The 23,217-nt window shown below is 65.6% G+C and carries 19 protein-coding genes and 3 pseudogenes; 12 read left to right on the top strand and 10 right to left on the bottom strand.

What is annotated here, in order from left to right; translation table 11 throughout:
- Window positions 1–17: 17 nt before the first annotated feature.
- Both G6038_RS10115 and G6038_RS10110 read right to left on the bottom strand, forming a co-directional pair.
- Window positions 18–905 (bottom strand): MaoC/PaaZ C-terminal domain-containing protein, encoded by an 888-nt coding sequence (locus G6038_RS10115; RefSeq protein ID WP_165037542.1) that lies wholly within the window; start codon window positions 903–905, stop codon window positions 18–20.
- Window positions 906–920: 15 nt separating this feature from the next.
- On the bottom strand, window positions 921–3,224 hold the full coding sequence (locus G6038_RS10110; protein ID WP_346772790.1) for a CoA transferase: 2,304 nt from the start codon (window positions 3,222–3,224) through the stop codon (window positions 921–923).
- Window positions 3,225–3,476: 252 nt separating this feature from the next.
- On the opposite strand from G6038_RS10110, the gene G6038_RS10105 reads away from it, so the two are divergent.
- Genes G6038_RS10105 through G6038_RS10085 form a run of 5 tightly spaced genes read left to right on the top strand, consistent with a single transcriptional unit; the run spans window position 3,477 to window position 9,333 of the window.
- Window positions 3,477–4,718 (top strand): acyl-CoA dehydrogenase family protein, encoded by a 1,242-nt coding sequence (locus tag G6038_RS10105; protein WP_165037541.1) that lies wholly within the window; start codon window positions 3,477–3,479, stop codon window positions 4,716–4,718.
- A gap of 5 nt (window positions 4,719–4,723) precedes the next feature.
- Window positions 4,724–5,884, top strand: a complete 1,161-nt coding sequence (locus G6038_RS10100) for an acyl-CoA dehydrogenase family protein (protein ID WP_165037540.1) — start codon at window positions 4,724–4,726, stop codon at window positions 5,882–5,884.
- Window positions 5,881–7,011 (top strand): Gfo/Idh/MocA family oxidoreductase, encoded by a 1,131-nt coding sequence (locus tag G6038_RS10095; protein ID WP_165037539.1) that lies wholly within the window; start codon window positions 5,881–5,883, stop codon window positions 7,009–7,011. Before G6038_RS10100 ends, G6038_RS10095 begins: the two co-directional genes overlap by 4 nt.
- Window positions 7,012–7,039: 28 nt before the next feature.
- Entirely contained in the window at window positions 7,040–8,176 is a 1,137-nt protein-coding gene (locus G6038_RS32055; protein ID WP_165037538.1) for a Gfo/Idh/MocA family oxidoreductase, read from the top strand.
- A complete protein-coding gene (locus tag G6038_RS10085) occupies window positions 8,173–9,333 on the top strand; it encodes an iron-containing alcohol dehydrogenase family protein (protein ID WP_276613833.1) in 1,161 nt (386 codons plus the stop codon). Before G6038_RS32055 ends, G6038_RS10085 begins: the two co-directional genes overlap by 4 nt.
- Window positions 9,334–9,365: 32 nt before the next feature.
- Here G6038_RS10085 and G6038_RS10080 read toward each other — a convergent pair whose 3' ends face one another.
- Window positions 9,366–10,184, bottom strand: a complete 819-nt coding sequence (locus G6038_RS10080; protein ID WP_346772793.1) for an SDR family NAD(P)-dependent oxidoreductase — start codon at window positions 10,182–10,184, stop codon at window positions 9,366–9,368.
- Between the two features lie 140 nt (window positions 10,185–10,324).
- On the opposite strand from G6038_RS10080, the gene G6038_RS10075 reads away from it, so the two are divergent.
- Window positions 10,325–11,086 carry an SDR family NAD(P)-dependent oxidoreductase gene (locus G6038_RS10075; protein WP_165037535.1) on the top strand — a complete coding sequence of 254 codons (762 nt, stop codon included), beginning with the start codon at window positions 10,325–10,327 and terminating at the stop codon, window positions 11,084–11,086.
- A 96-nt stretch (window positions 11,087–11,182) separates the two neighbouring features.
- On the opposite strand, the gene G6038_RS10070 is transcribed toward G6038_RS10075, so the two are convergent.
- The 4 genes from G6038_RS10070 to G6038_RS10055 all read right to left on the bottom strand — a co-directional run bounded on the left by G6038_RS10070 (window position 11,183) and on the right by G6038_RS10055 (window position 15,947).
- Entirely contained in the window at window positions 11,183–12,139 is a 957-nt protein-coding gene (locus G6038_RS10070; RefSeq protein ID WP_165037534.1) for a substrate-binding domain-containing protein, read from the bottom strand.
- A 318-nt stretch (window positions 12,140–12,457) separates the two neighbouring features.
- The gene (locus tag G6038_RS10065) at window positions 12,458–13,240 is read right to left on the bottom strand and encodes an SDR family oxidoreductase (RefSeq protein ID WP_165037533.1); all 783 of its coding nucleotides are present in this window, start codon (window positions 13,238–13,240) and stop codon (window positions 12,458–12,460) included.
- 9 nt (window positions 13,241–13,249) lie between these two features.
- Window positions 13,250–14,281 carry an ABC transporter permease gene (locus G6038_RS10060; RefSeq protein WP_165037532.1) on the bottom strand — a complete coding sequence of 344 codons (1,032 nt, stop codon included), beginning with the start codon at window positions 14,279–14,281 and terminating at the stop codon, window positions 13,250–13,252.
- 85 nt (window positions 14,282–14,366) lie between these two features.
- Window positions 14,367–15,947 (bottom strand): sugar ABC transporter ATP-binding protein, encoded by a 1,581-nt coding sequence (locus G6038_RS10055; protein WP_165037531.1) that lies wholly within the window; start codon window positions 15,945–15,947, stop codon window positions 14,367–14,369.
- Between the two features lie 330 nt (window positions 15,948–16,277).
- Here G6038_RS10055 and G6038_RS10050 point away from each other — a divergent pair, with 330 nt between their 5' ends.
- On the top strand, window positions 16,278–16,442 hold the full coding sequence (locus tag G6038_RS10050) for a hypothetical protein (RefSeq protein WP_165037530.1): 165 nt from the start codon (window positions 16,278–16,280) through the stop codon (window positions 16,440–16,442).
- A 148-nt stretch (window positions 16,443–16,590) separates the two neighbouring features.
- Here the strand turns inward: G6038_RS10050 and G6038_RS10045 are convergent, their stop codons facing one another.
- Window positions 16,591–17,430, bottom strand: a complete 840-nt coding sequence (locus tag G6038_RS10045) for an SDR family oxidoreductase (RefSeq protein WP_165037529.1) — start codon at window positions 17,428–17,430, stop codon at window positions 16,591–16,593.
- A 198-nt stretch (window positions 17,431–17,628) separates the two neighbouring features.
- Here G6038_RS10045 and G6038_RS10040 point away from each other — a divergent pair.
- Window positions 17,629–18,097: pseudogene (locus G6038_RS10040) on the top strand (transposase family protein); the annotation flags it as partial.
- A gap of 469 nt (window positions 18,098–18,566) precedes the next feature.
- Here the strand turns inward: G6038_RS10040 and G6038_RS10035 are convergent.
- On the bottom strand, window positions 18,567–18,743 hold the full coding sequence (locus tag G6038_RS10035; RefSeq protein WP_240918400.1) for a hypothetical protein: 177 nt from the start codon (window positions 18,741–18,743) through the stop codon (window positions 18,567–18,569).
- 577 nt (window positions 18,744–19,320) lie between these two features.
- On the opposite strand from G6038_RS10035, the gene G6038_RS10030 reads away from it, so the two are divergent.
- Window positions 19,321–20,262, top strand: a complete 942-nt coding sequence (locus tag G6038_RS10030; protein WP_165037528.1) for a diiron oxygenase — start codon at window positions 19,321–19,323, stop codon at window positions 20,260–20,262.
- 90 nt (window positions 20,263–20,352) lie between these two features.
- Here the strand turns inward: G6038_RS10030 and G6038_RS10025 are convergent, their stop codons facing one another.
- Entirely contained in the window at window positions 20,353–21,282 is a 930-nt protein-coding gene (locus G6038_RS10025; RefSeq protein WP_165037527.1) for a DUF5996 family protein, read from the bottom strand.
- Between the two features lie 173 nt (window positions 21,283–21,455).
- On the opposite strand from G6038_RS10025, the gene G6038_RS10020 reads away from it, so the two are divergent.
- The 3 genes and pseudogenes from G6038_RS10020 to G6038_RS10010 form a co-directional block, all read left to right on the top strand.
- Window positions 21,456–22,568 carry a glutamate--cysteine ligase gene (locus tag G6038_RS10020; RefSeq protein WP_165037526.1) on the top strand — a complete coding sequence of 371 codons (1,113 nt, stop codon included), beginning with the start codon at window positions 21,456–21,458 and terminating at the stop codon, window positions 22,566–22,568.
- A 23-nt stretch (window positions 22,569–22,591) separates the two neighbouring features.
- Window positions 22,592–22,747, top strand: a pseudogene (locus G6038_RS10015) (OsmC family peroxiredoxin); the annotation flags it as partial.
- A gap of 274 nt (window positions 22,748–23,021) precedes the next feature.
- A pseudogene (locus G6038_RS10010) lies at window positions 23,022–23,217 on the top strand (PLP-dependent transferase); the annotation flags it as partial.

Raw genomic sequence — 23,217 nt, 5'->3', positions numbered from 1 at the left:
GTGGATCGTTCCGTCGATCAAGACTGTGGTGGGTGACGATCGAGGAAGTGGCCGGTCAGCCTGCCGCGATCGAGCACTATGGCGCCGGCGTCGTTCAGCACACGAAAGACGACGCTCTCTTCGGTGCGCCACACGCGGACGACGAGTGTGTCTCCCGGGAAGACCGGTCTCGTGAAGCGAGCCGAAATGGAGCCGAAACGAGCCGGGTCACCGTCGAGCAATCGGTTCGTCAGAACGCGGGTCGCGATTCCGTAGGTGGCCAAGCCGTGAAGGATCGGTCGCGGAAAGCCGGCGGCACCGGCGGCTGCAGGATCGGAGTGAAGCGGATTTCGGTCACCGCTGAGCCGGTAGAGCAGTGCCTGGTCCGGACGCGTCGGCACGACGATGGATTCGTGCGGGTCGCCGAGTGGCTCACTCCACGGCGTGCCACCACTCGGGTCACCGTGCTGACCACCGAAGCCGCCCTCACCGCGGATGAAGTATCCCAGTCTGGTGGAGACGACCGGTTCCCCCGTCGTGGTGTCGACCGCCTCCGTCTCCATGCGTACGAGTGCACCCGACCCCTTGTCGGCGATGGATGCGATGCGCGCCGACACAGTCACCGAACCGGCAGGTGTCAGCGGGCGATGCACGGTCAGCGACTGCTCGGCGTGAACGAGCGATCCTCGGGGATAGTCACCGAAAGTGAGAATTTTCCCCAGTCCTGTCTGCACCACAGGGATGGCGAAGCTGGGTACAACCTGCTGCTCCACTCCAGCGGTGTTCTCCGTGGTGAACTGCAGTTCACGAGACGCATCCTCCTGACCGGCACCGACACCGAGCGCATACAGCAGCGCGTCGGTGGAGTCCCACGTTCGACGAAACGGATCGGCTCGCTTACCGACTGCACGGATGTCGATCGGCATGTGTCAATCCTCGCCCTAGTACAGGATCTGTTCGTGTTGCAGCCTGTGCACTTCGTCCGCCGGCAGGGAGAGCAGCTCGTCGAGCACAGCCTGGGTCGAGCTGCCCAGTATCGGGCCCGGCGCGGGAGTCGCAGGGCCCTGACCGGCGAACCGCCAAGGCACGAGGAACACTTCGGTCTTCCCGAGATACGGATGCGCAACGATGGCGGTGAGTCCGCGTTCGGCCTTCCAGTCGGAGGTGACCAGATCCTCGAAAGACGCTACCGGAGCCGCGGCGATGCCCCGTGAGAGCAGTTCGTCCAGCAGTTCGTCGCGCTTTCGCGTCGACACCCACCGGGCGACCGCCCTCTCCACACTCGACACGTCCTTCGATCGGCCCGCTGCGGTCGACCACTCGGGGCGAGCCTCGAATGCGCCGGCGGTCGCCAGCTCGGTGAAAGCAACCCACTCCGAGTCGCGGCGGATCGACAACGCGATCCACGAATCGTCACCCTCGCAACGGAAGTGGCCGTTGGGAACGAATCGCGGATGAGTGTTGGCCGGCGGGCCGACCCGACCGCTGATCTGACTCTCGATCATCGGTCCTACCAGGACGTTCATGAGCGCCTCGGTCTGTGACAGGTCGATCCACGCTCCACGGCCCGTCTCACGTCTGCGGAACAGGGCTGCGAACAGGACACTCAATGCGTGTCCCGCGGCGTTGGGATCTCCCAGTGCCGGGGCGAGGCTGCCGACGATGGTGTCCTCGTCGTACCCGATGAGCGATTCCATCCCGGACATGGCGGCCATGACACCTGCATATCCCTTCATGCCGCTCAGCGGCCCGCTCTGACCAGCCATGGACATGCTGAGCAGGACGACGCCGGGGTTGCGCTCGGCGAGTACCTCGTAGCCCAGCCCGAGCCGCCGCAGCGCCCCCGGGCGCATGTTCTCCACCACGACGTCGCAGTGCTCGACCATGTCGAGCAGAATCTCGCGAGCTCGCTTCTCCTTGAGATTCAAGGTGACGCTGCGCTTGCCGTGGTTCATCTGATTGAAATAAGGGGTGACCTCGTGCTCGGGACCCTCGACCTCGACTCCGTTGCGGCGGGCTCGTCCCCTCGTTCGGCTCGAGTCCATGTTGTTCGTGTGCTCGATCTTGATCACTTCGGCGCCGAGGTCGCACAGCACCGATGTCACCAGTGGCCCCGACCAGACCCACGACAAGTCGAGGATCCGCAGGCCTTCGAACAGTTGCCCTGCCGAGCGTGCCGTATCCGGGTTCAGGGGCCAGGGACGACCGCTCTCGGTGGCAGTGGCAAGGGACTCCCGGAGTTGCCACGGCGTGGTGGGGACACGAATGTCTGTGTCCGGCAGATTCTCGAGGTAGCCGCGGTGGGCAAGCTGTGGCTCGTCTATGGCCTCGCGCATCGAACGGACAGGAGCGATCGGTAAACCCAGTCGCGTGCCGAAATCCAGCAGTTCCTGCTGCGTACGGTCGAGGATCCATGGCATCAGGTGGGTATCGGCTTCGTCCGCGTATAGCCTGGCAACGACCCGGGGGTCGCGGAACTTCGGATCGGCGGCCCACTCCGGGTTGCCCATCCCCTCGATGAAGACGTCCCATTCCTTCTGCGACCGGCACATCAGTACGACGTGGCCGTCCTTACAAGGGAAGATGCTGGCCGGGTAGACGCCGGCGGAGCCGGGCGGCCGGGCGCCGTCCCGAGTCCACGGCCGCTCGTACGGGAGGAAGTTCGCCGTGATCATGCCGGTGAAGTAGGTCAGGACGTCACGGCTGGACACATCCACGTGCCGAAATCCGAACGCGGAAGGCTGAGCGAGCAGCGCCGCGAGCCCTGCAGCGCACGCATGAATGCCACCCTCGTATGCCCCCAGATCGAACGGCAACGTCAGCGGTGCGTCATCCGGATTTCCCATCGCCCAGCTCATCCCCGACCAAGCCGAGATCGTCAATGCGGTACCGGGAATCCCCTCTCCGTCCTGCACGCCATGACGAAGCATGACGACGACGGGATGGTGCGGAAGTTCTCGCGCTCGCTGTTCCAGGCCGACCGCGTAGGCGCAGAACTCGCGGTCACCCGGATCCGCCTCTGCGATTACCAGGTGCGCAGCGTCGAGAGCGGCCAGCACCTCGTCGCTGCCCGGCACGCAAGTCGTCTTTCCCTTGTGGAGCCACTGCTCGAGCAGAGGTGTGGCCGCTTCCGAGCTGGAGGTCTCGAGCCGGTAATCGACGCGGGACACCGCTGCTCCCATGTCCGCCAGCAGCCGGCCCGCGTAGGCGCCTGCGACACTCGACGACAGCTCTACGACACGCACGCCGACAAGCAAACTTGATCCATCCAGCGGCACATGCTCTTCGATACCCACAGGTCAACCTCCATGCCTCGACAATCGATATGAAAGTATTACATCTTGCATGCCAAATTTCCACCGCGGCGTCGTCGAGCATCGCCGAATCCGCCAGGAACCCCGCAGGTAGAGCGCTTCTTACCTTGCAATATTCCAGATTGTATGCAAACCTGCCTATGAACTTCATCTCCGTTACCCCACAATGTCACCTGGAGTCTTGTGGACATCACATTCCCCACCACCGCCGAGGAGTACCGAAGGCATGTGCGTTCGCTTCTCGCCCAGGAGCTGCCCCCCGACTGGAAAGGTGTCGGCGCTCTCGATCCCGCCGAGCGCGAGTCGTTCAATGCGACCTGGCGGGCGTTTCTCGTCGAGAACGCCCTCATCGCCCCTGGATGGCCGAGGGAGTACGGCGGCGGCGGTCTCGATCTGACCAGTCAGTCGATCGTTGCCGAAGAGTTCATTCGCGCCGGAGTTCCTCAGTACGCCCTCCCCACCGATCCGGTAGGCATGACCCTTTTGGGTCCCACCCTCATGCACTGGGGGACGGAGTCGCAGAAAAAGCATTTCGTTCCACGCACCATCAGCGCTGACATCCGTTGGGCTCAGGGTTATTCGGAGCCGGAGGCGGGATCGGATCTTTTCGGGCTGCGAACCCGCGCCGTGTTGGACGGCGACGAGTGGATCATCAACGGCTCGAAGATCTGGCAGACCGCTGGAACGCATGCCAACTGGATCTTCGCGCTGGTACGCACCGAGCCCGAGCTTCCCAAGGGAAAGGGCCTGTCCTTCCTCCTGATTCCCTACGATCAACCGGGAGTCGAAGTCCGCGGTATCAAGACCATGGACGGAGGGTTCGAGCTTGCGGAAGTGTTCTTCACGGACGCGCGGACAGCTGCGGAGAACATCGTCGGCAAACCTGGTGACGGTGCCAAGGTAGCCCTCACACTCCTCGGCTTCGAACGAGGCTCGGGGGGTATCGCAGCTGCCCTCGCCGCCAAGCTCGAACTTCTGCGGCTCCGTGACGCCATGCGCGAATTCGGCATCGTCGATGTCGAGCTTCGGCGGAGGCTTGCCGAATGTTGGACGTCTGTGCACGCTATGCACTGCCTGGCGCTGCGCAATCTCACGGTCACCGCCTCCGGACGACCGCCGGGGCCGGAGTCGTCGATCTCGAAGCTGATGATGTCCGAGTACCGCAAACGCGTCACCGAACTCGCGGTCGAGGTCCTGGGTCCCAGGGCTCTCACACCATCGGGCACGGAGTCCAAAATCAATCTGGGGCCCCAACCGCTCGGTGTGAATTCCACCTCGTCGACCGCATGGATCGCCGACTACCTCCACGCCCGCCCCGGCACGGTGTACGGAGGCTCGTCGGAGATCCAGCGCAACACCATCGGGGAACAGGTGCTCGGCCTACCCCGAGAGCCGCGTCCAGTACCTCCGACCAAGGCCGGGTGACAGAGATGAGTTTCGACCTGAGTCAGGACCAGCGCGACTTCGCGGAGATGCTGCGCGCATTCTTCGGCGAACGATACGGCGACAAAGGACTTCGCGCGATCGTCGACGGCGGGAAGGAATACGACCCGGCGTTGTGGGGCGCAATGACCCACGAACTCGAACTCCCGGGCCTGACGATCGACGACGCGTACGGCGGTTCGGGGGCAAGCATCGTCGAGCTCAGCCTGCTTCTGGAGGAGTACGGCCGGGCCCTCGTGAGTTCACCTCTCGTCGCCACAAGCGCCCTCGCGGCACCGGTCATCGCATGCACCGGCACCGACGACGCACGGTCCCTCTGGCTGCCGCTTCTGGCGAATGGTGACATCACGGCCACATGGGCGCTGCTCGACGCGGTCGGCGAGCCAGACCTGGCCGGACGGGACGTGTGTGCGACCCGTTCTGAGGAAGGCTGGACGATCGATGGACGGCGTCGATGGGTGCTGGACGGTGCGATCGCCGATGTCGTCCTCACGGCTGCGGCGACGCCGGATGGGCCCGCCCTGTTCCTGGTCGATACCACCGACGCCGAGGGTCTGAGCCGCACGGCCGGAGACAGTCTCGACCCGACGCTCCTCCTGGCAGATGTGTCCTTCGATGCCACCCCGGCGCAGCGATTGAGCGGTGCGGGCTGTGCCGACGGTTTGGAGCGGGCGTATGCACTGGTGAGCATCGCACTGGCCGCCCTCCAACTAGGCTGCCTGTCCGCAACACTCGACATGGTCGTGGAATATGCCCGATCACGCGTGCAATTCGGACGTCCCATCGGGGGGTTCCAGGCGATCAAGCATCGGTGCGCCGACGTCTTCATCGACACGGAGACAACACGCTGGGTCGTCTATCATGCCGCGGCCCTCGCCGCCGACGAGAAGACGACGACCGCGGACCTCGTCGAGTCCGCGCACCTCACATGCGTGTACAGTTCGTCGCACTCGTTCCGCGCTGTCGCGAACCTCCTCCAGGTACTGGGCGGCATCGGATACACCTGGGAGCACCCGGGCCACCTCTACTTCAAACGCGCCACGGCGACGGCTCGCCTGCTCGGATCCTCACGTCGCCGGTTGGACGTTCTGGCGACCACCATGGATGCACTGCCGAGCCCGTCGCCCGCGCTCGGGAACCTGACGTGACCGACACACTGAGACTGGGCATCGTCGGGTTGAGCGCTGAGCGCGGATGGGCCGCCCATGCGCACGTGCCCGCCATTCGCGCGGTCGAGGGGATAGAACTTGTCGGGGGATGCGCCAGCTCGCCGGAGTCGAGCGCGAAGGCCGCGGTGGCCCACGGCTTGGACAGGGTTTACGACACGGCCGAAGAACTTGCCGGCTCGGACGACGTCGACCTCGTAGTCATCACCGTCAAGGTTTCCCGCCACCGTGAGCTGGTCGAGGCCGCACTGACTGCAGGCAAGGCCGTCCTGTGCGAGTGGCCGCTCGGCAACGGTCTGTCGGAGGCCCAAGGGCTGGCCCGTCGAGCGGCAGACGCCGGCGTACCCCACTTCGTGGGTCTTCAGATCCTTTCGGCGCCATTCATCGCGCACCTCGGGGATGTCGTCCGCAGCGGCGAAATCGGCGAGATCCTGTCGACGTCGATTCTCGCTTCCGGCTCCACGTGGGGTCCCACGATTGCATCCGATCAAATCTATCTTCTCGATCCGGCCGAGGGTGCCACGATGTTGACCATCCCGATGGGGCACACCTTGGCAGGTGTCGAAGCCGTCCTGGGAAATGTGACCAGCGTGCAGGCGACCACCGCCGTCCGGCGGCCTACGGCCGTCGAGTCCCCCGACGGTCGGGTCCATGAAAGAGGCACCCCGGACCAGATTGCCGTGATGGGGACACTGGGGTCGGGAATCCCCATGGTCGTGCACTACCGAGGCGGCATGTCCAAGGCCACCAACTTCCATTGGGAAATCAACGGAACGCTCGGGGACATCGTCGTCACCGGCGTCCACGGTCATATGCAGATGGGCATGGTACGGATTGCGATAGCCGGCCGGGACGACCAGAAACTCCACCCGCTTCCGACGCCTGGTGAATACGAGCGCGTTCACGGGCTACCCGAAACGACCCCGGCCTACGTCGTTGCGCACTCGTACGAACAACTGGTTCACGCTCTTCACGCCGGGACGAAGACGCTTCCGGACTTCGCGGACGGCGTGCGGCACCATCGGCTGCTGTCCGCGATCGAGCACGCCGCCGCCACCGGAACACTCACTCCTGTCGAACCACCGGCAGGTAATGGACTGCACTCGTGACCACCACGACCCACCATAGGAGGACATCGTGAAAGATGTGAACACACCGAACCGTTCGCTCGGCGTCGCCGTCGTCGGGACAGGGTGGGGATGCCTGACCCACGTTCCTGCGCTGCGCGCGGCCGGATTCGATGTCCGGACTCTCGTCGGGACGGATCCCGAGCGCACGAGTCAGCGCGCGATCGCATCGGACGTACCACAAGCCAGCACCGACCTCGACCGAGTACTCGCCGACGCCTCCATCGATGCCGTTGTCGTCGCCACCCCGCCGGAAACCCACGTCGACGTCGTCCTTGCGGCGGTGGCCGCCGGCAAACACGTCCTGTGCGAGAAGCCTTTCGCCACGACGCTCACGGATGCGATCCGCATGCGCGATGCCGCCAGGTCCAACGGTGTCGTTCACGCGGTCGGGCACGAGTTCCGCTGGCAGCCGCATATGGCCGCTACTGCACAGACGATTCGCAGCGGAGCCATCGGTGACCCCACTCTCGTTACACACGTCCGCATCAACGGAATCATCGCGGGTCCACAGGCCAGCGCTCCGGGCTGGTTCCAGAAGACGGAGAATTTCGGCGGCTGGCCGAATGCCGAGATCCAGCACGTCGTCGACGAGATTCGGATGTCGGTCGGAGAATTCGCCACAGTCACCGCAATGGAAGGACAGGTCACCAAGCACGACTGGGACGCACCCGAGACCTTCCTGGTGCAATTCACAACCGTGGACGGCGCGATGGGAACCATCCAGAGTTCGATCGGCGCGTACGGGCCGATGGTCAACCTCCAACGGGTCACAGGTACCGCGGGCAGCGTGTGGACAGCCATGGACGGCACCGTCATGATGCACGACGGTACTTCCGAGCGCATCGTCGAGCCGCGCGCCGATCTGGTGGGCGATCCCTCGGACATGCCCACCAGGCAGGCCGAGGGCATTGCAAGTTCGAACACGCTCTCCGCAGCGCTGTCGGGCGCCACTCGATTCATCAGGCCTACCCAACTGCTGCACGAGGCCTTTCGTGACCGGATTCTCGGGCGCGAGCGCACCGAGTGGCCGCCCTTGCCGACCTTCGATGACGGTGTGGCCAACACCGCCGTCCACGCCGCAATCCGCCGTTCGGTCGAGACGAACCTCCCCCAAACCGTGGATGCCGCCGTAGTCGTCGCATGATCGGTTCCGCACCGGGCCCCGCCGGGCAGTTCCGGCGTGCGCCGTTGCGTGTGCGGTGGGGACCGGACAGTTTGGAATCCATCGGCGAAGCGCTCGAGCGCTCCGGGCGGCGGCGTGCGCTGGTTGTGACCGGACCGTCGCTCGGAGCCCGTCGGGACTTGTGGCGCCTTCTCGATGCAGCCGCCGCCGGACGCGTCACCGGAATATTCGCCGAGGTGCGTCGACACAGTCCCCTCGATGCGGTACTGGCTGCAGTCGAAGCGATTTCGGCCAACAGGACGGATGCTTTGATCGCCGTCGGTGGCGGTTCGGTCATGGTCACGGCGCGGGCGGCCAACATTCTCCATGCCGAAGACAGGCCGGTTCGTGAACTCGCCACCCACCGAACGTCCGAGGGTTTCGTCAGTCCGCGCCTGAACGCGCCGAAACTGCCGATGTACGCTGTTCCTACCACGCCGACGACAGCGACGAGCAAGGCGGGAAGCGCGGTGACCCAGCCGGGCCACCGACAGCGTTTTGCGCTCTTCGACCCGAAGACCCGCGCTCACACAATCGCTGTCCACCCGGAGTTCGTGGCCACAGCGCCCGAGGAACTGGTGCTGAGTGCGTCGCTCGACGCGTTGTGCATGTCCTTCGAGGGACTGATCTCCGTGTCCGCCAACGACTGGTCGGATTCGGCTCTGATTCACGCCGCTCGACGGCTGAGTGCGTTGTTGCAGCGACAAGAGGGTCTCTCGGCCGGGTCGACGCGCACCGAACTTGCCGTCGCCGCCATCATGGCCGGCGACGGAACCGACACGGCCCGGGGCGGACTCGGTGCGGCGCTCGCGCACACGATCGGTCATGACCACAACGTCGCCAACGGTGTCGTGGAAGCGATCCTCCTACCGCACGTCCTGGATCGTGTCGCCGCGCACCACCCCGGTCGCCTGGCGGCTGCAACTTCGATGGGAATCTCTCGCTCCGAACGGGTTCCGCAGGCCCTCGACTCGCTCTTCCGGCAGCTCGGCACACCCGGCCGGCTGCGCGATATCGGAGTCGGCAAAGATGCTCTTGCGGACCTCGCGGACGCAGCGATGTCCGACTTCGCCGTGAGCACAGCGCCTGGCCTACCAGGCGGCGCGGAGGTGCTCGCACTCCTCCGCGCCGCCTGGTAGGTTTCGGCGCTCGGCAGGGACCCCTCGAGCACTCAGCCGATGGGCTCGGTGGCGAGCTTCGGCCCCCACTCGTCGAGCTCTGCGAGTTGCTGTTCGAGTCGGCCCCGGACCGATCCGGTGGCGCCGGGGTCGATGGGCACCCGCAGCGGCGGGTTCTCCTCCTCGACGAGAGTGATGAGCGCGTCACCCAGACGACTCGGGTCGCCGGGCTGTGAGCCACTCAGACCGGTGAGAGCGCTCAGGAGGTTGCCTACCGACCTCTCGTAGACGTCGCTGGGGGTTGTGGATTGCATGGACGAGCCGAGGGTGTCGGTGCGGAACAATCCCGGCTGGACAATGCTGACCTTGATGCCCAGGTCGACCACTTCCTTCGACAGCGACTCCGCAAATCCCTCGATCGCATGCTTCGTCGCGGCGTAATAGCCCATGCCCGGTGCCGCAGACGCTCCCGCAACCGAGGACACCATGATGATTCGGCCCGACGATTGCTTGCGCATGACGGGCAGCACCTGGCGCGTGACTGTCATCGTCCCGAACGTATTGGTCTCGAACTGGTCGCGGATCTGCTGGTCTGTCGCGTCCTCGATACCTGAGACAAGCGTGTAGCCCGCGTTGTTGACGAGTACGTCGATCCTTCCGAAGACATCGACGGCAGCGGCGACGGCGGCGGACACACTCCGTTGATCGGTCACGTCGGCGGTGACCAGACAAATGCGATCCCCGTACTTCTCGCGGAGGTCCGCTGCGTCGCCGTCACGTCGGACCGTCCCGAACACCGTCCGGCCGGACCTCAATACCGACTCTGCGATGCCGTGGCCCAACCCCCTACCGACACCGGTGATGAACCACACCTCTCGTTCTGCACGGCGCACTAGTCGCTCCCTTCCTCCAGAATTTTGTGCATTTAAGTATGCATTTATGTGTGAAGAATCGCTAGTGTGGATTGCCAGCCGTCGCGTCCCTGCGACGGCCCGATCTACAGGGGACAGAAATGAACTTGACGGGAAAAGTAGCCCTCGTCACCGGCGGCGGATCCGGTATCGGAAAGGCGACGGCGCAGCGAATGGTCGAGTTGGGAGCGACAGTGCTGATCGGTGACGTACGGCGCGACGGCGATGAGGTGGCTGCAGAGATCGGCGCAGAGTACGTGACTCTCGACGTCACGGATCCCGCCGCATACCACTCCGCCTTCGCGCGCGCGATCGAGAACCACGGCCGCTTGGACGTCCTGCACCTCAATGCCGGGGTCCAATCATCGCCGGTCGGCGTCGAGATCGGCACCGACGGATTCAAATGGGTCACCCCCGAGGTGATTCGCCGAGTGTTCTCCGTAAACTACGAAGGAGTCGTCAACGGCGTGCTGACCGCTCGGAGGCTCGCCACACCGCCGGCGGACATCGTTGTCACCGCGTCGAACGCAGGCGTCACTGCTCTGCCCATCGATCCGGTCTACAGCTCGTCCAAGCACGCGGTGATCGGTTTCCTCCGCTCGGTCACCGCTCAACTCGAGGCCGAAGGGATACGTATTCAAGCCCTCTGCCCGGGAGGGACGAATACCGCGATCATCCCTCCGGATCTTCACGAGGGCCGCGAATTCGCACCGGCAAGCTTCCAAGCCGAGGCGGTGATCAACGCATTGGAGAACGGAAAGCCCGGAGACGTGTGGATGGCTACCGACGAGAATATGCCGTACTGGACGTACACGTTCCCGATCGTTCGACGAGACCCACGCAAAGCCAACGTATTCGGCTGACGATACTGCCACCCGGACGCGCTGGGATGCGTACGGTACCCGCTCTGCGAGTGGGTACCGTACGCATTGCGACTCAGCATTCAGAGCGCGAACGGATCACTCGACCAGCCAGAGCTGCTTGAACTTCTCGCGGTAGCCCTGCGGGGTGTTGAACGGGTCCGGCAGCGAATCGATGTTCGACTTGTCGACGATCTGGAACGCCGGGAGCTGCTGGTACAGATCGGTCGGAAGGTCCATCCCTTGCGACATCCGCAGGGCGGCATCGACCGCCAGCCAGATCTGCTGCTCTTCAGACTGATTCGTCAGTGCGACGATCGTCCCGTTCTTGATCTCTTGTGCATTGTCGGGCCGGGCGAATGTGCCGCCGACCCGGATATTGTCCAGCCCGGCGGCCTTCAACTGAGCCGAGAGTCCGACGAGGAAGCGCCCGTCCATGGTGACGATGTGCGTGTAGGAAGGATCCTGCCGGAGTGCGCTGACAACTGCCTGGGGAATCTGCTGCGCGCTGACCATCGGGATGGTGATCTCCAGATCCTCGAGCGTGCAATCGGGACACTTGGCCGCCGCCTCGGCCTTCACGCTGTCCGTCATGGTCCTGTAGAGCGGATATGCGGGAATGGACAGCAGTAGACCCTTACCACTGCCGTTGGAATCGGCGACGAACCAGTCGGCGGCCGCCTTCCCCTGGGCCTCGAGGTACGGAGCCCCCAGGATGTTGAAGATCGGCGGGTTGGCGCTCGGCTCGAGCGTCGGCAGGGTCAGCCCGATGATCGGCACACCAGCCTGCTCGTATGCCTTTCGTGAGGCCGCCCACACCTCCGGCTCGGTTCCGGGCACCAGCACCGCGGCCGGATGGAACTGCAGAGCGGTGTCGAGACCCGAGCTGAGCGTGGCCGGATCGGCGAGGTTGTATGCAATCGAGCGTGCGGTCCAGCCGACCTCGGCTGCAGCCTCCTTGATCGCCCGGTCGTAGTTGTCGCATGTGGTGGCATTACACCGCATGAGAACGATCGTCTTTCCAGGCTCGGGCGTGCTCCCGAGCTTCGCCGTCAACCCGCCCAAACCCTCGCTGGGCTGGCGGAGTTGGTTGTAGGCCTCCTGAGCAGCTGCGACCCCGGGGCCGGCCGTACCCGAATTCGTATCCGCCGATCCCTTGGTGTCCGTCCCGCTACCACATGCTGCCAGCATGATCGCGCAAGATGTCAGCGCGAGTACGGTGGTTGCGCTTCTGGATCGCCCACGGACGATCGGCCATCTCCCGGATGCTGTGAACCTTCGAAACAACGCCATTGTCGGCCTCCTCAGACCAGATCGGTAGTTCATATGAATGCGATCGACGAAACGCATCTCGGACCGCGAGCGCCGGGTCCGTCACACGTGTTGATTCACCGAGCGAGAAAGTCCGCCGTCGACAACCAAGTTCTCACCGGTGATGAACCCGCCGTCGGGCCCTGCGAGAAACGCCACCGCTGCGGCCACGTCGTCGGGGCGCCCCAGACGCCTGATCGGGAGGATCGACGCCCGCCGAGCGGCCTTGGCCTCGAGTTCGGCAGGGTCGTTGCCGAGCTTCGCGTTGATCGGCGTCCGGATCGGGCCCGGGGAGACGACGTTGACTCGCACCCCGGACGGGCCCCATTCCATTGCCAAGGTTTGACACATCATGATCAGTGCAGCCTTCGCCACCGAATAGGCCCCGAGTCCACCGTGTGGGAGGATTCCACTGACCGACCCCGTAGCAATGAAGCTTCCTTTCGAATCACGAAGAGCCGGAAAAGCTTCCTTGGCAATCAACCACGAGGCTCGGGCGTGGACGGCGAGCATCGTTTCCCAATGCTCGACCTCGGCCTCACCGAGGGGCACAGCCTGCGCGAGGCCGGCATTGGCGACTACGACATCCAAGCCCTCACAGGTGTCGACAGCACGAGCAGCAAGTTCGCGTGGATAGTCGAGGTCGCTCAGATCGCCGACGTCGACGTGCACAGCTGCGCCCATCCCGCGCAACTCCTCCGCCAGCGTTCTCAGGCCGCGGTCGCCACCCGTCGCCGAGAGGACCAGAGTGGCAACGTCATCGCGGGTGAGTGCATCGGACACCATGCGGCGGCAGATGGCGCCACCGATTCCACCGTGACTCGCTCCTGTGACGAGAGCTCGCATGACCCGATGTCAGTTCGCCGGAACGGACGCGGACGATGTCGACAGGGCGTCGGGCTGATTCCCTGCAGGACCGTCTCCGCCGACCTTGCCCGGGGGCGCCGAGTCGATCCGACGGGCCTCGGCCACCTTACGCTGACGCCATCCCGCGAGGCTGACAGCGACGATGAGGGCCAGCCCGCTGAAGAGCTGGTTGAGCCACGACACCCCTGTTACGAGCTGCAGCCCCTGGACGCCTGTGGCCAGAACATAGACCGCAATCAAGGTACCCCAGACGTTGAACCTGCCGGGTATCAGCTGCGTGGAACCGAGGAATACCGCGGCGAACGCAGGCAGGAGCAGGCTGGCGCCGTAGGTCAGTGAGGGTCCGTACGCGGAGGCATACAGGACGCCCGCAATGGAACAGATCGTCGACGAGGCGATCAAGGCGAGCCACTGCACTCGCCCAACCCTTACGCCCGACAGCTTCGCCGCTTCGGGGTTGCTGCCCACCGCGTAGAGGTGGCGACCGGCCGGTGTGTGCGCCGTCGCCCACCAGACCACCAACGCGATGACGATCATGTAGACGACGATGACCTGAACTCCGAATATCGGGGTCAGCGTGAGATTCATCCACGTTTCGGAGCTGGGCGGTGCCGGTTGCGAGGATCGGGTGACGATCTCCTGGACGGCCAGCAGTACGGAGCCCATGCCCAGCGTCGCAACTACGGGGTTCACCTTCAACGCAACGATCACGAATCCGTTGACGAAACCGACGATCGGCCCGATGAGCAGAGCAAGCACGATGGATTGCCACATGCCCCAGCCGTAGATGGTCTGCATCGCGACTGCCACGACCGTCGACAGGTTTGCCACGGCGCCGATGGAGACGTCGAAGGCACCGGACGCCAGCGAAATGGTCGCAGCGATCGCCAGGATGGCAACAACGGCCTGCGCCGACGCGACCGATCTGAACGTGACCATATTGAGGAACAACTGCGGGATCCACAGGGAGAAGATCACGATCAACAGGGCCCACAAGTAGAGCCCGCTGAATCGGTCCATCCCGAGATCGAGTCGGGGACCTGCCATCGACTTCATTATTGATCTCTCTCTTTGCTTTCGGGGAACGTGCGGGAGCGTCGATGCACTACGCCTGGGCGACGAAGGTGTCAGGTGCACCGTCGAAGTCGGCGTGGTTTCTGCCGAGCGCTTCAGCCGAGATGTTCTTGGCGGTGACGGCATCACCGACCAGCTCGGCCACTATTCGACCGTCTCTGAGGACGATCACGCGGTTGCAGATGGCGGCCAGTTCGTCGGAGTCCGAAGAGGCGACGGCGATGGCTGTCCCCGTCCCGGCAGCTTCGAGCAGATGGTGGTAGATCGTCGCCTTGGCCCCGACATCTACTCCCTGTGTCGGTTCGTCCAGCAACAGCAGACGAGGATCGAGACGGAGCCACTTGGCCAGTACGACCTTCTGCTGGTTCCCACCGCTGAACGTCGCCAGTGGCCGCGTGAGCCCCTCGCGCGGCCGAATGTCGAGCTTTTCGAACCACCGCCGAACTTCGTTCGACTCTGCGCTCTTGTGCAATCGGGGGAATTTCCAGAAGGGACGGAGACGAGGGAGGACCAGGTTCTCCCGGGCCGTCAGATCGAGCAGTGCGCCGTTCAGTTTGCGGTCCGGCGGTACGTAGCCCACACCCAACTGCACTGCCAGGTCCGCACGACCGGCGGGCAGTCGATCGGATCCGACGTGAGCGTCGCCCCCGTCGCGCGGACATCCCCCGAACACTGCGGACAACAGTATTTCTCGCCCTGATCCGGTGAGACCGGCGACTCCGAGGACCTCGCCCGCCGCGACCGTGAAGCTGACGTCTCGCAACGGAACGGATTTCAGGTGACTCACCGAGAGAACCTGTGTCCGTTCGAAGTGCGGGAGGTTTGTTGCCTCTGCGTGCGCTTCGTCGAACTCGGTGCCGACCATGAGATTGACGATCTCGCGTCGGGTGAGCTCGGCGACGGAGCGGGTGGCCTGCTTGACCCCGTCGCGCAGGACGGTGATCCGATCGGCGAAGCCGAAGAGCTCATCGAGCCGATGGGTCACGAAGATGACCCCGACACCGGTCGACGCCACGCTCTTCACCAGCGACAGCAAGTGAACGACTTCCTCCTGTGGGAGCGTCGCCGTCGGCTCGTCCATGACGATGACCCGTACAGGCGCAGTCGGGTCGGGGTACAGGGCCCGAGCCACCGCTACACCTGTGCGCTGGGCGGGGGAGAGCGTCTCGACTTTTGCGCTCGGGTCCACCGCCAAGTCGAGGCGCCGCAGCGCCTGCTGCGCGCCGGCCCGCGCCTTCTTGGCCGAAACGGTGCCCAGGCGAGTGGGAAACCCGTTGGTCAGGTACAGGTTGTCTTCGACGGACAGATCATTGATCAGACCGAGGTCCTGGTGGACGAAGCGGATTCCCAACCGATGCGCCGATTCGGGAGAGCCCAACTCCAGTGCATGGCCGGCGACCTGAACGTCACCCCCGTCGGGGACGTGGTAACCAGCGAGGATCTTGATGAAGGTTGATTTTCCGGAGCCGTTCTCGCCTACCAGGGCGTGGATCTCGCCCTGTGCGATTTCCAGGTCGAACGGCTCGAGCGCCGTGGTAGCACCGAAGGACTTTGCCAGTCCGGTCAAGCGCAGCGCGGACGGCCGATCCGATACGTGCGTCGCGGTAACCATCGTGTCACCCTCGTCCCTCTAGTGGCGTTCAGATTGGTGTGCATCTTGTCATGCACAATTGTCGCCCGCAATCCCCTCGTCGAGTCCAGGGCACGCTGCACCCGGAAGAAGTTCTCCCCGCCACTTCGTGACTTCGGCCCGATGCGAGTGAATCCGCACAACAGACTGTTGCAAGTGCTTTTTGCATTATATTCTGCATGCATGACGACAGCGAACATGCACCATCGCCCCTCCTTCACTGCGACGCCGACGCGAAAGCCCAGGTCAATAGACCGGTGCTCGCCCTCCCCTCACTATGTTCGCCATCATCGCGCCGACAACACGTGGTGGGTGATCGAGACCGGCAACTCCGTCACCGGACTCCGCTTCGTGGACCGAGCCTGGGCGCAGTCGGCCGCCGACGATCTCAACAAGGGCGTACCCCCCGGGGTCTACGCCGCGGAACCGCTTCCATCCGCGTTCTCCGATGCCGGAATGATCGCGCTGCCGTCGTGAACCCCGACCCCGCACAGTCCGCCAGCGAGCACGTTCAGCGCACAACGAGCACCAAGTACCGCAGATCCCGCGCCGCACCGGAGTCCCTGCCGGGGTGCCGCGGGCGCACTGCGGGCGCCCCGCCCGGCACGCGGCGACTGGGGAAGGATCAGCGCGCTGAGTACTCCATGGCGGCTTTCGTCACGCCGGCCGCGGAGGCGTCACCGAGCGCCACCACCGTCGCACCCCCATCGACATTGATCGTCGCTCCGTTCACATGCGATGCCAAGTCGCTGGCCAGGAAGAGCGCGACCTTGGCGACATCGTCGGGCTGCGCCACCCGCCCAGAAGGGTTGTGAAGGCCGAGTCGGCTCGAGAGAAACTCCGAGAAGTCCGCGGTCTTCTCCGGAGGAACACCGAACGACGACACCATGATCGGAGTGATGACGATGCCGGGGGCAATTGCGTTCGAGCGAATCCCGAGACCAGCGAACTCAGCCACCGCCTGGTGCACGATACCTAGAACGGCGTGTTTGCCGATCGTGTAACCGGCGGCACCCCAGCCTGCCTCCAGCGATGCCGAACTTGCCGTCGTGATGATCGATCCGCCGCCGCCCTGACGTAGGAACTGCCGGGCTGCGTACTTGTGGCCGAGCAATACCGAGCGGGTCACCAGCCTCAGAACCGACTCGAAAGCTTCCCCGTCCAGGTCCACAATCGCCGCGACGTCGCCCTGCGCCGCCGCATTGTTGTGCATGATATCGAGCCGTCCGAAGCGATCCACAGCCGCGGCCACGAGCGCCTCGATCGACGACTCCTCGGTCACATCTGTACGCACATACAGGGCGGCGTCACCGAGACGGGCCGCCGCTTCCCGACCACGCTCTTCCTGTACGTCCCCGAGAACCACCTTCGCGCCTTCGGAGACGAAGCGTTCCGCTGTAGCGAGGCCGATTCCGCTCGCCCCGCCGGTCACAACGGCAACTTTGCCCTCCAGCATATGTGTCATCTACCTCACCCTTCGCCTCCGAACGAAAATCGAACTCAGAGAGTAGCTAATTGCATGTCATATGTCATGTGTATAAGCATTCAGATACGCATGCAATTGCGCGGTAGTTGGAGTCGGAATGCGACCCTTCGCAGCTGATCGGGGCGTGATGTTGTCCGACCCCGCGCCATGTCATGATCGAAAAGTGCTCGCGCCCTTGTGAACTGGATGTTCTTCAGGCGACCAGACCGGCAAGGAACGCGGCCATGCTCCACGGTAGTTCATTGCTGCCCGCTCTCGAGGGCGTCGTCGTCGAATCGGTGCGGCGCGTCGACGACGGCAGTCGGATCGTCCGGCTCGGCACCGACCCCCGATGGGTCGGGGTGTGCCCGCAGTGCGGGCAGAGGTCGACGCGGTCGAAGGACTGGGTCACCACCCGTCCCCGCGATGTGCAGGTCGGCCCCGATCGTCCCCGGCTCGAATGGAGCATGCGGGAGTGGTTGTGCGCCGATAGCGTCTGTGATCGGAAGGTCTTCACCGAGTCGGTGCCCGGCATCCCGCCCCACGCCCGGGTCACCCCCGAGCGAAGACGATGACGGCCGCGGCCATCCTCGACGACGACCGCTCGGTGGCCGCCGCCGTCGCCGCCGAGTACCGGTGCGGCTGGCACACCGTCCACGACAAGGTGAACCGTCCCGGGTTTGATGCCGCGTCTCTTCTTGGAAAAGGATGCACATCATGTCCAAGCGTTACTCTGCCGAGCAGCGTGCGCGAGCGGTGAGGATGGCCTTGGACCGTCTCGGGTGAGTACCCGTCGCCGTTCGCGGCGTGCAAAGCCATCGCCCCGAAGCTCGGGATCGGTGTCGAGTCATTGCGAATGTGGACGCGCCAGGCATTGATCGATGCCGACAAAGCCCCCGGTGTGGCGACGGCCGAGCAGCAGCGGATCCAAGAACTCGAACGCCAGGTTCGAGATCCCGAGGAAGACAACGAGATTCTCAAGGCAGCTTCGGTCCTCTGCGCGAGGGAGCCCGTCCTCCCGCAAGCGGGAGGCACCCCCCTCGCCACGCTGATCTGCCAGTTCATCGACTGGATGCGTGCTGAAGGATACGAGGGCCCGAGTCGATCTTGCGCGTGCTCACCGGCTTCGAGGGGGCTCAGGTTCGGTAGAAGTGCACGCGGTGGTCGATGTCGTCGATGCGGGGCAGGACCCGGTAGTCGCCGCGAGCGGCGCTGGGCAGGCCCTCGACCTCGCTGCGCAGCGGTTCGCTCGACCGGCGCGGTCCTCTGCCAGCGGGCCGGAGATGAACTCGATGCCCGCGTGCACGAGCCATCCGGATAGCCGAGATGGAGCACGGCGTGCCGGAGAGGCGACCACGACGTCGTGGGAGGCCGACGTCCCAGCGCTCTTGGTCACGGCAGGCCGTGCTCGGCCCGCGGCTCCTACTGGGAAGTGACGGTCGCACTGCCCGCCATGGGATTCGGCCTGGGCCTCTGCACAGCCTCCTCGACGCACGCAATCGTCGTCTCGACACCAAGCAGGGTGTCGCGTCCGCGGTCGACGTCGCCCTCGCCGGCAGCGTGCCTGCAGCGGTCCTTTCCGACCGGATCGCGCCGGTCGCGGGGGTTATCCCAGAACCGGCGAGCAGTGCGATCTCGGATTCACTCGCTGCCGCGGTGGTCGTCACCGAAGCCGCCGGGCCGCGCGGACCTGAGCTCGAGACAGTCGCTCGCTGTGCGCTGCCGCACGGGATGCAGCAGGCGAGCTGGGCGCTCGGGGCGGTGGTGCTGGTCGGAGCGGGGCTGTGCGCATGGCGGGTGCCCGGGCGGTCATGACCCGTTGTGCGACGGCGGCCGTCGAGGTAACCTCGGATTAACAGTTACCAGTCGTCACACTAAAAAGGTGGAGACATGACCGCATCGCTCACCCGCCCGTCGGAAGCCGAGAGCAAGGGCTTCGTCCCCGGCGTCCCGCTGTCCGAGCGCGAGGAGACGGCGCAGCGCCTGCTCGCCTCGTCGGCCCGCAAGTCCTACGACCCGACGGTGGAGGTCGACTGGGAGGCCCCCGTCCCCACCGACAAGTACGGCATGACCCCCGAGTGGAGCACGCTGTACGGCACCGCGCTGTGGGACGAGATGACCGAGGAACAGCGCATCGAACTGACCAAGCACGAGGCCGCGAGCGTCTCGAGCGTGGGCTTGTGGTTCGAGATCCTGCTCATGCAGATGCTGCTGCGCGACGTCTACAACCGTGACAAGCACTCCCGCCACGTCCAGTTCGCCCTCACCGAGGTCGCCGACGAGTGCCGCCACTCCGTCATGTTCGGCCGTGCCGGGGAACGCCTCGGCATGCCGGACTACGGCCCGGCCCGCTACATCCACCGCCTCGGCCGGGTGTGGGGCGGGTTCTTCCGGGGTGCCAACGCCTACGCGAGTGTCATGGCCGCGGAGGAGATCCTGGACATGATGCAGCGCGATTTCATGCGCGACGAACGCGTCCAGCCGGTCACCCGCACGGTCAGCAAGATCCACGTCCTCGAGGAGGCCCGGCACATCCGGTTCGCCCGCGAGGAGGTCGCGCGCCGGCTGGCCGGGGCGAGCCGCGCCCGCCTGCAGTTCGAGCGGATCAACACCGCGGTGACCGTGTACTTCGTGGTCAAGAGCATGATCCATCCCGACGTGTACAGCAACGCGGGACTCGACCGCGACCGCGCACTCGCCGAGGCCGCGAACAACACCCACTACCACGACCGCGTGCGCAAGTCCGGCGCCAAGCTCATGACGTTCCTCGACAGCGTCGGCCTGATCGGTGGACCGTCGAAGATTCTCTACAAGAAGGTCCACCTGCTCTGAGCCGTTACCCCCGGGGTCGCGCGAGGTCGTGGGGTCTCGCGCGACCCGGCCGGTCGGGGTCGCCGGCACGGCACCTGCCGGCACGCACCCTCACCGCGTCGGCCGCTCGAGATCGGCTCGCTCCCAGTGGCCGAGATCGGCGGCCGCCTCGTAGGTGCTGCGCAGGAACCGCAGCAGTTCCGCGTCGGGGTCGGCCGCGGTCCGCACCGCCTCGTACGGCAACAGGAACTCCCCCAGCTCGGCGGAGTAGTACGCGGCGTCCGGGCGCACCGGATGCTCGGCGAAACCCTCCGGTGCCGGATAGGCGTAGGAATAGAAGGCGCCTTCGTCCGCGCCCCCGGGCCAGAATCCGCAGCTGCTGAGCTCGTGCGAATAGGCCTCGGTCATCACCCAGTCGGCGCAGTTGGGAATGCCTCCGGGGTGGGGTGGCGCGGTGCGCCCGGAGAAGCGCGTGCAGGCGAGATCCATCGCGCCCCAGAAGAAGTGCACCGGACTGACCTTGCCGAGGAAGTCCCCTCGGAACTCGTGCAGAACGCGATCGGCCTGGAGCAGTTGCCGCCAGAAGAGGTGGGCCGCATCGGGGTCGTACGTGTTGTGCTCGTGGTCCTGCGCGAACGGGATCGCCGGATCCACCTCGTTGGGGGTGCCCTGGATCCGGGTGGCGATGCCCAGCTCGTCCAGGGCACTCAGAGTGCGGGAATAGAAGTCCGCCACCGATTGTGCGGTGAGCGGGACGCAGCGGCTGCCACCGTCGCTCGAGCGGATGTGCAGGCGGTGCTCGCAGAAGTCGAACTCGATGTCGAAGGTGGCGCGCCGGTAGGGGATCGATGAGGTGCCCAGCCCGCGTGGAGTGACATACAGCGTCGCCTGCCACCAGTGGTTGAGCATCGGCGCGTGGACCAGCCGGATCTTGCCGACGATCTGCAACCACATGTGCAGGGTGTCCCGAGTTGCGGCCCAGTCGGACGTGCGCAATCGCGGCCACGCCTCACCGGGAACCGATGTCGATTCGTTCACCACGCCTCCTCGGTTCGGGAATCGACCCTACTCGGCCGGACCGCCCGCCGGGCCTCGTCGACGGAATCCCGTCGCCGGCGCACCCGCTCCAGGAACGCGTATCCGGACAAGTGCTGCAGCACCGTCAGCGGCGGCGCAGAATTCAGGTACGAACCGCGACTCCCGCCGGGGGCACCATGGCCACATCGTCCGACCTCCCCACGGTGGGGGTCGAGGAGGAGTTCCTCCTCGTCGACGCGGAAACCGGAGAACCCGCCGTCAACAACTCCGAGGTCGTCGCGCAGGCCCGCGACCTCGGCGTGGAACTGCAGTACGAGCTGGACCGGTGCCAGGTCGAAACGGCGTCGGACGTGTGCCACGACGCCCTCGAGCTGTACACCGACCTGTCCACCCGGCGGTCCCTCGTCGCCGAGGCCGCCCGCCGTTGCGGCTCCCGGCTGGTGGCGGTCGGTGTCCCGGTCGTCGGGTCGCGCGAGCTTCCGGTCACGGAGAAGCCGCGCTACCTGCGCATGGAACGCGTCTTCGGCATGCTGGCCCGGGAACAGGGCATCTGCGGCTGTCATGTGCACGTGGCCGTGCCGGATCGCGCCACCGCCGTGCAGGTGAGCAATCACCTCCGGCCCTGGCTGCCGACCCTGCTGGCGCTGTCGGCCAACTCCCCGATCCACCGCGGGGTCGACACCGGGTACGCCAGCTGGCGCTCGATCCTGTGGTCGCGCTGGCCGAGCGCCGGTCCGCCCCCGTACTTCTCGTCCCTCGAGGAGTACGACCGCACCGTCGCGGCGATGCTGGAGTGCGGCAGCATCCTCGACAAGGCGATGGTCTATTGGGACGTCCGCCCGTCGACCAATTTCCCCACCGTCGAGGTGCGGGTGTGCGACGTCCCCTCCACCGTCGCCGAGACGGTCCTCGTGGCCGTCCTCGTCCGCGCTCTGGTGCTCACCGCGCTGCGTGACCTCGAGGCGGGCCGCATCGCCGAGCGGTTCTCCTCGGAAGTGCTGCGGGCGGCGTACTGGCGCGCCGCGCACGACGGCCTGCCCGGTGACGGCATCGACCTTCCGTCGACCGCCCGTCGCCCGACCGCCCACCTGCTCCGGGCGATGATCGAGCACGTCCGGCCGGCCCTCGAGGATCTCGGCAGCTACCAGCACGCCCGCGAGGGCCTGCACACCGTGCTGGCGTGCGGCAACGGGGCCGTCCGGCAGCGGCGGGTGCTCTCCGCCGGCGGCACCGCCCGGGACGTGATCGCCCGGCTGGCCGAACTGACGCCCGCCGGGTGCACTCACTGAGCCGCGGAACACACGCGCCTGTCCCCGGATTCGGGGAGGTGCGGGTCGCCGTCACACCGTCGGGACCGGAGCCCCGCGAACGCTACCTCGAACTGCAGGAAGCGGTGGACGCCCACTGCCCCGTCCTCGACCCGACGCGCAATCCCATCCCGGTGCGGACCGGGGTGGAGATCGCGTGAATTCCGGGGAGCGCTGGTCGGCGCCCCGCACAGCAGATAGTGTCGGGCGCGTGAGCCGGACACGAATGCAGGCAATGCCGGGGCCTTCCGCCCGCTGCCGGGCCGTGCGCATGTGTATGTGCGGGTGTCCGGCCGCCTGACCGGCCGCACCCGGTCCTCGCCCGTACGGGCATCCCGATTGTGCATCCGACGTGGCGTCCCCCGTGCAACTCCCGCGCGGAACCGTCACGTCACCTCGAGACGATTGTCGAACGAACAACGGAGCAGCAACCCCATGAGCGAAACCCCCGCAACCGATCCCGCAGCCGGCTGGAGCTTCGAGACCAAGCAGATCCACGCGGGCCAGCCCGCCGGCGGCGACACCCGCGCCCGCGCCCTGCCGATCTACCAGACCACCAGCTACACCTTCGACAGCACCGACCACGCCGCCGCCCTGTTCGGCCTGAGCGAACCCGGCAACATCTACACCC

Origin of the sequence: Rhodococcus sp. 14C212, from assembly GCF_011058195.1 — a bacterium.
Classification (GTDB): Bacteria; Actinomycetota; Actinomycetes; order Mycobacteriales; family Mycobacteriaceae; genus Rhodococcus; species Rhodococcus aetherivorans.
This window is presented reverse-complemented; position numbering and strand designations above follow the sequence as displayed.

Bases quoted from the DNA above. Each gene is read 5' to 3' on its own strand.
- G6038_RS10115 (WP_165037542.1), bottom strand. From the start codon at position 905: ATGCCGATCGACATCCGTGCAGTCGGTAAGCGAGCCGATCCGTTTCGT.
- G6038_RS10100 (WP_165037540.1), top strand. From the start codon at position 4,724: ATGAGTTTCGACCTGAGTCAGGACCAGCGCGACTTCGCGGAGATGCTG.
- G6038_RS10085 (WP_276613833.1), top strand. From the start codon at position 8,173: ATGATCGGTTCCGCACCGGGCCCCGCCGGGCAGTTCCGGCGTGCGCCG.
- G6038_RS10075 (WP_165037535.1), top strand. From the start codon at position 10,325: ATGAACTTGACGGGAAAAGTAGCCCTCGTCACCGGCGGCGGATCCGGT.
- G6038_RS10065 (WP_165037533.1), bottom strand. From the start codon at position 13,240: ATGCGAGCTCTCGTCACAGGAGCGAGTCACGGTGGAATCGGTGGCGCC.
- G6038_RS10060 (WP_165037532.1), bottom strand. From the start codon at position 14,281: ATGGACCGATTCAGCGGGCTCTACTTGTGGGCCCTGTTGATCGTGATC.
- G6038_RS10055 (WP_165037531.1), bottom strand. From the start codon at position 15,947: ATGGTTACCGCGACGCACGTATCGGATCGGCCGTCCGCGCTGCGCTTG.
- G6038_RS10045 (WP_165037529.1), bottom strand. From the start codon at position 17,430: ATGACACATATGCTGGAGGGCAAAGTTGCCGTTGTGACCGGCGGGGCG.
- G6038_RS10035 (WP_240918400.1), bottom strand. From the start codon at position 18,743: ATGGCTCGTGCACGCGGGCATCGAGTTCATCTCCGGCCCGCTGGCAGA.
- G6038_RS10030 (WP_165037528.1), top strand. From the start codon at position 19,321: ATGACCGCATCGCTCACCCGCCCGTCGGAAGCCGAGAGCAAGGGCTTC.
- G6038_RS10020 (WP_165037526.1), top strand. From the start codon at position 21,456: ATGGCCACATCGTCCGACCTCCCCACGGTGGGGGTCGAGGAGGAGTTC.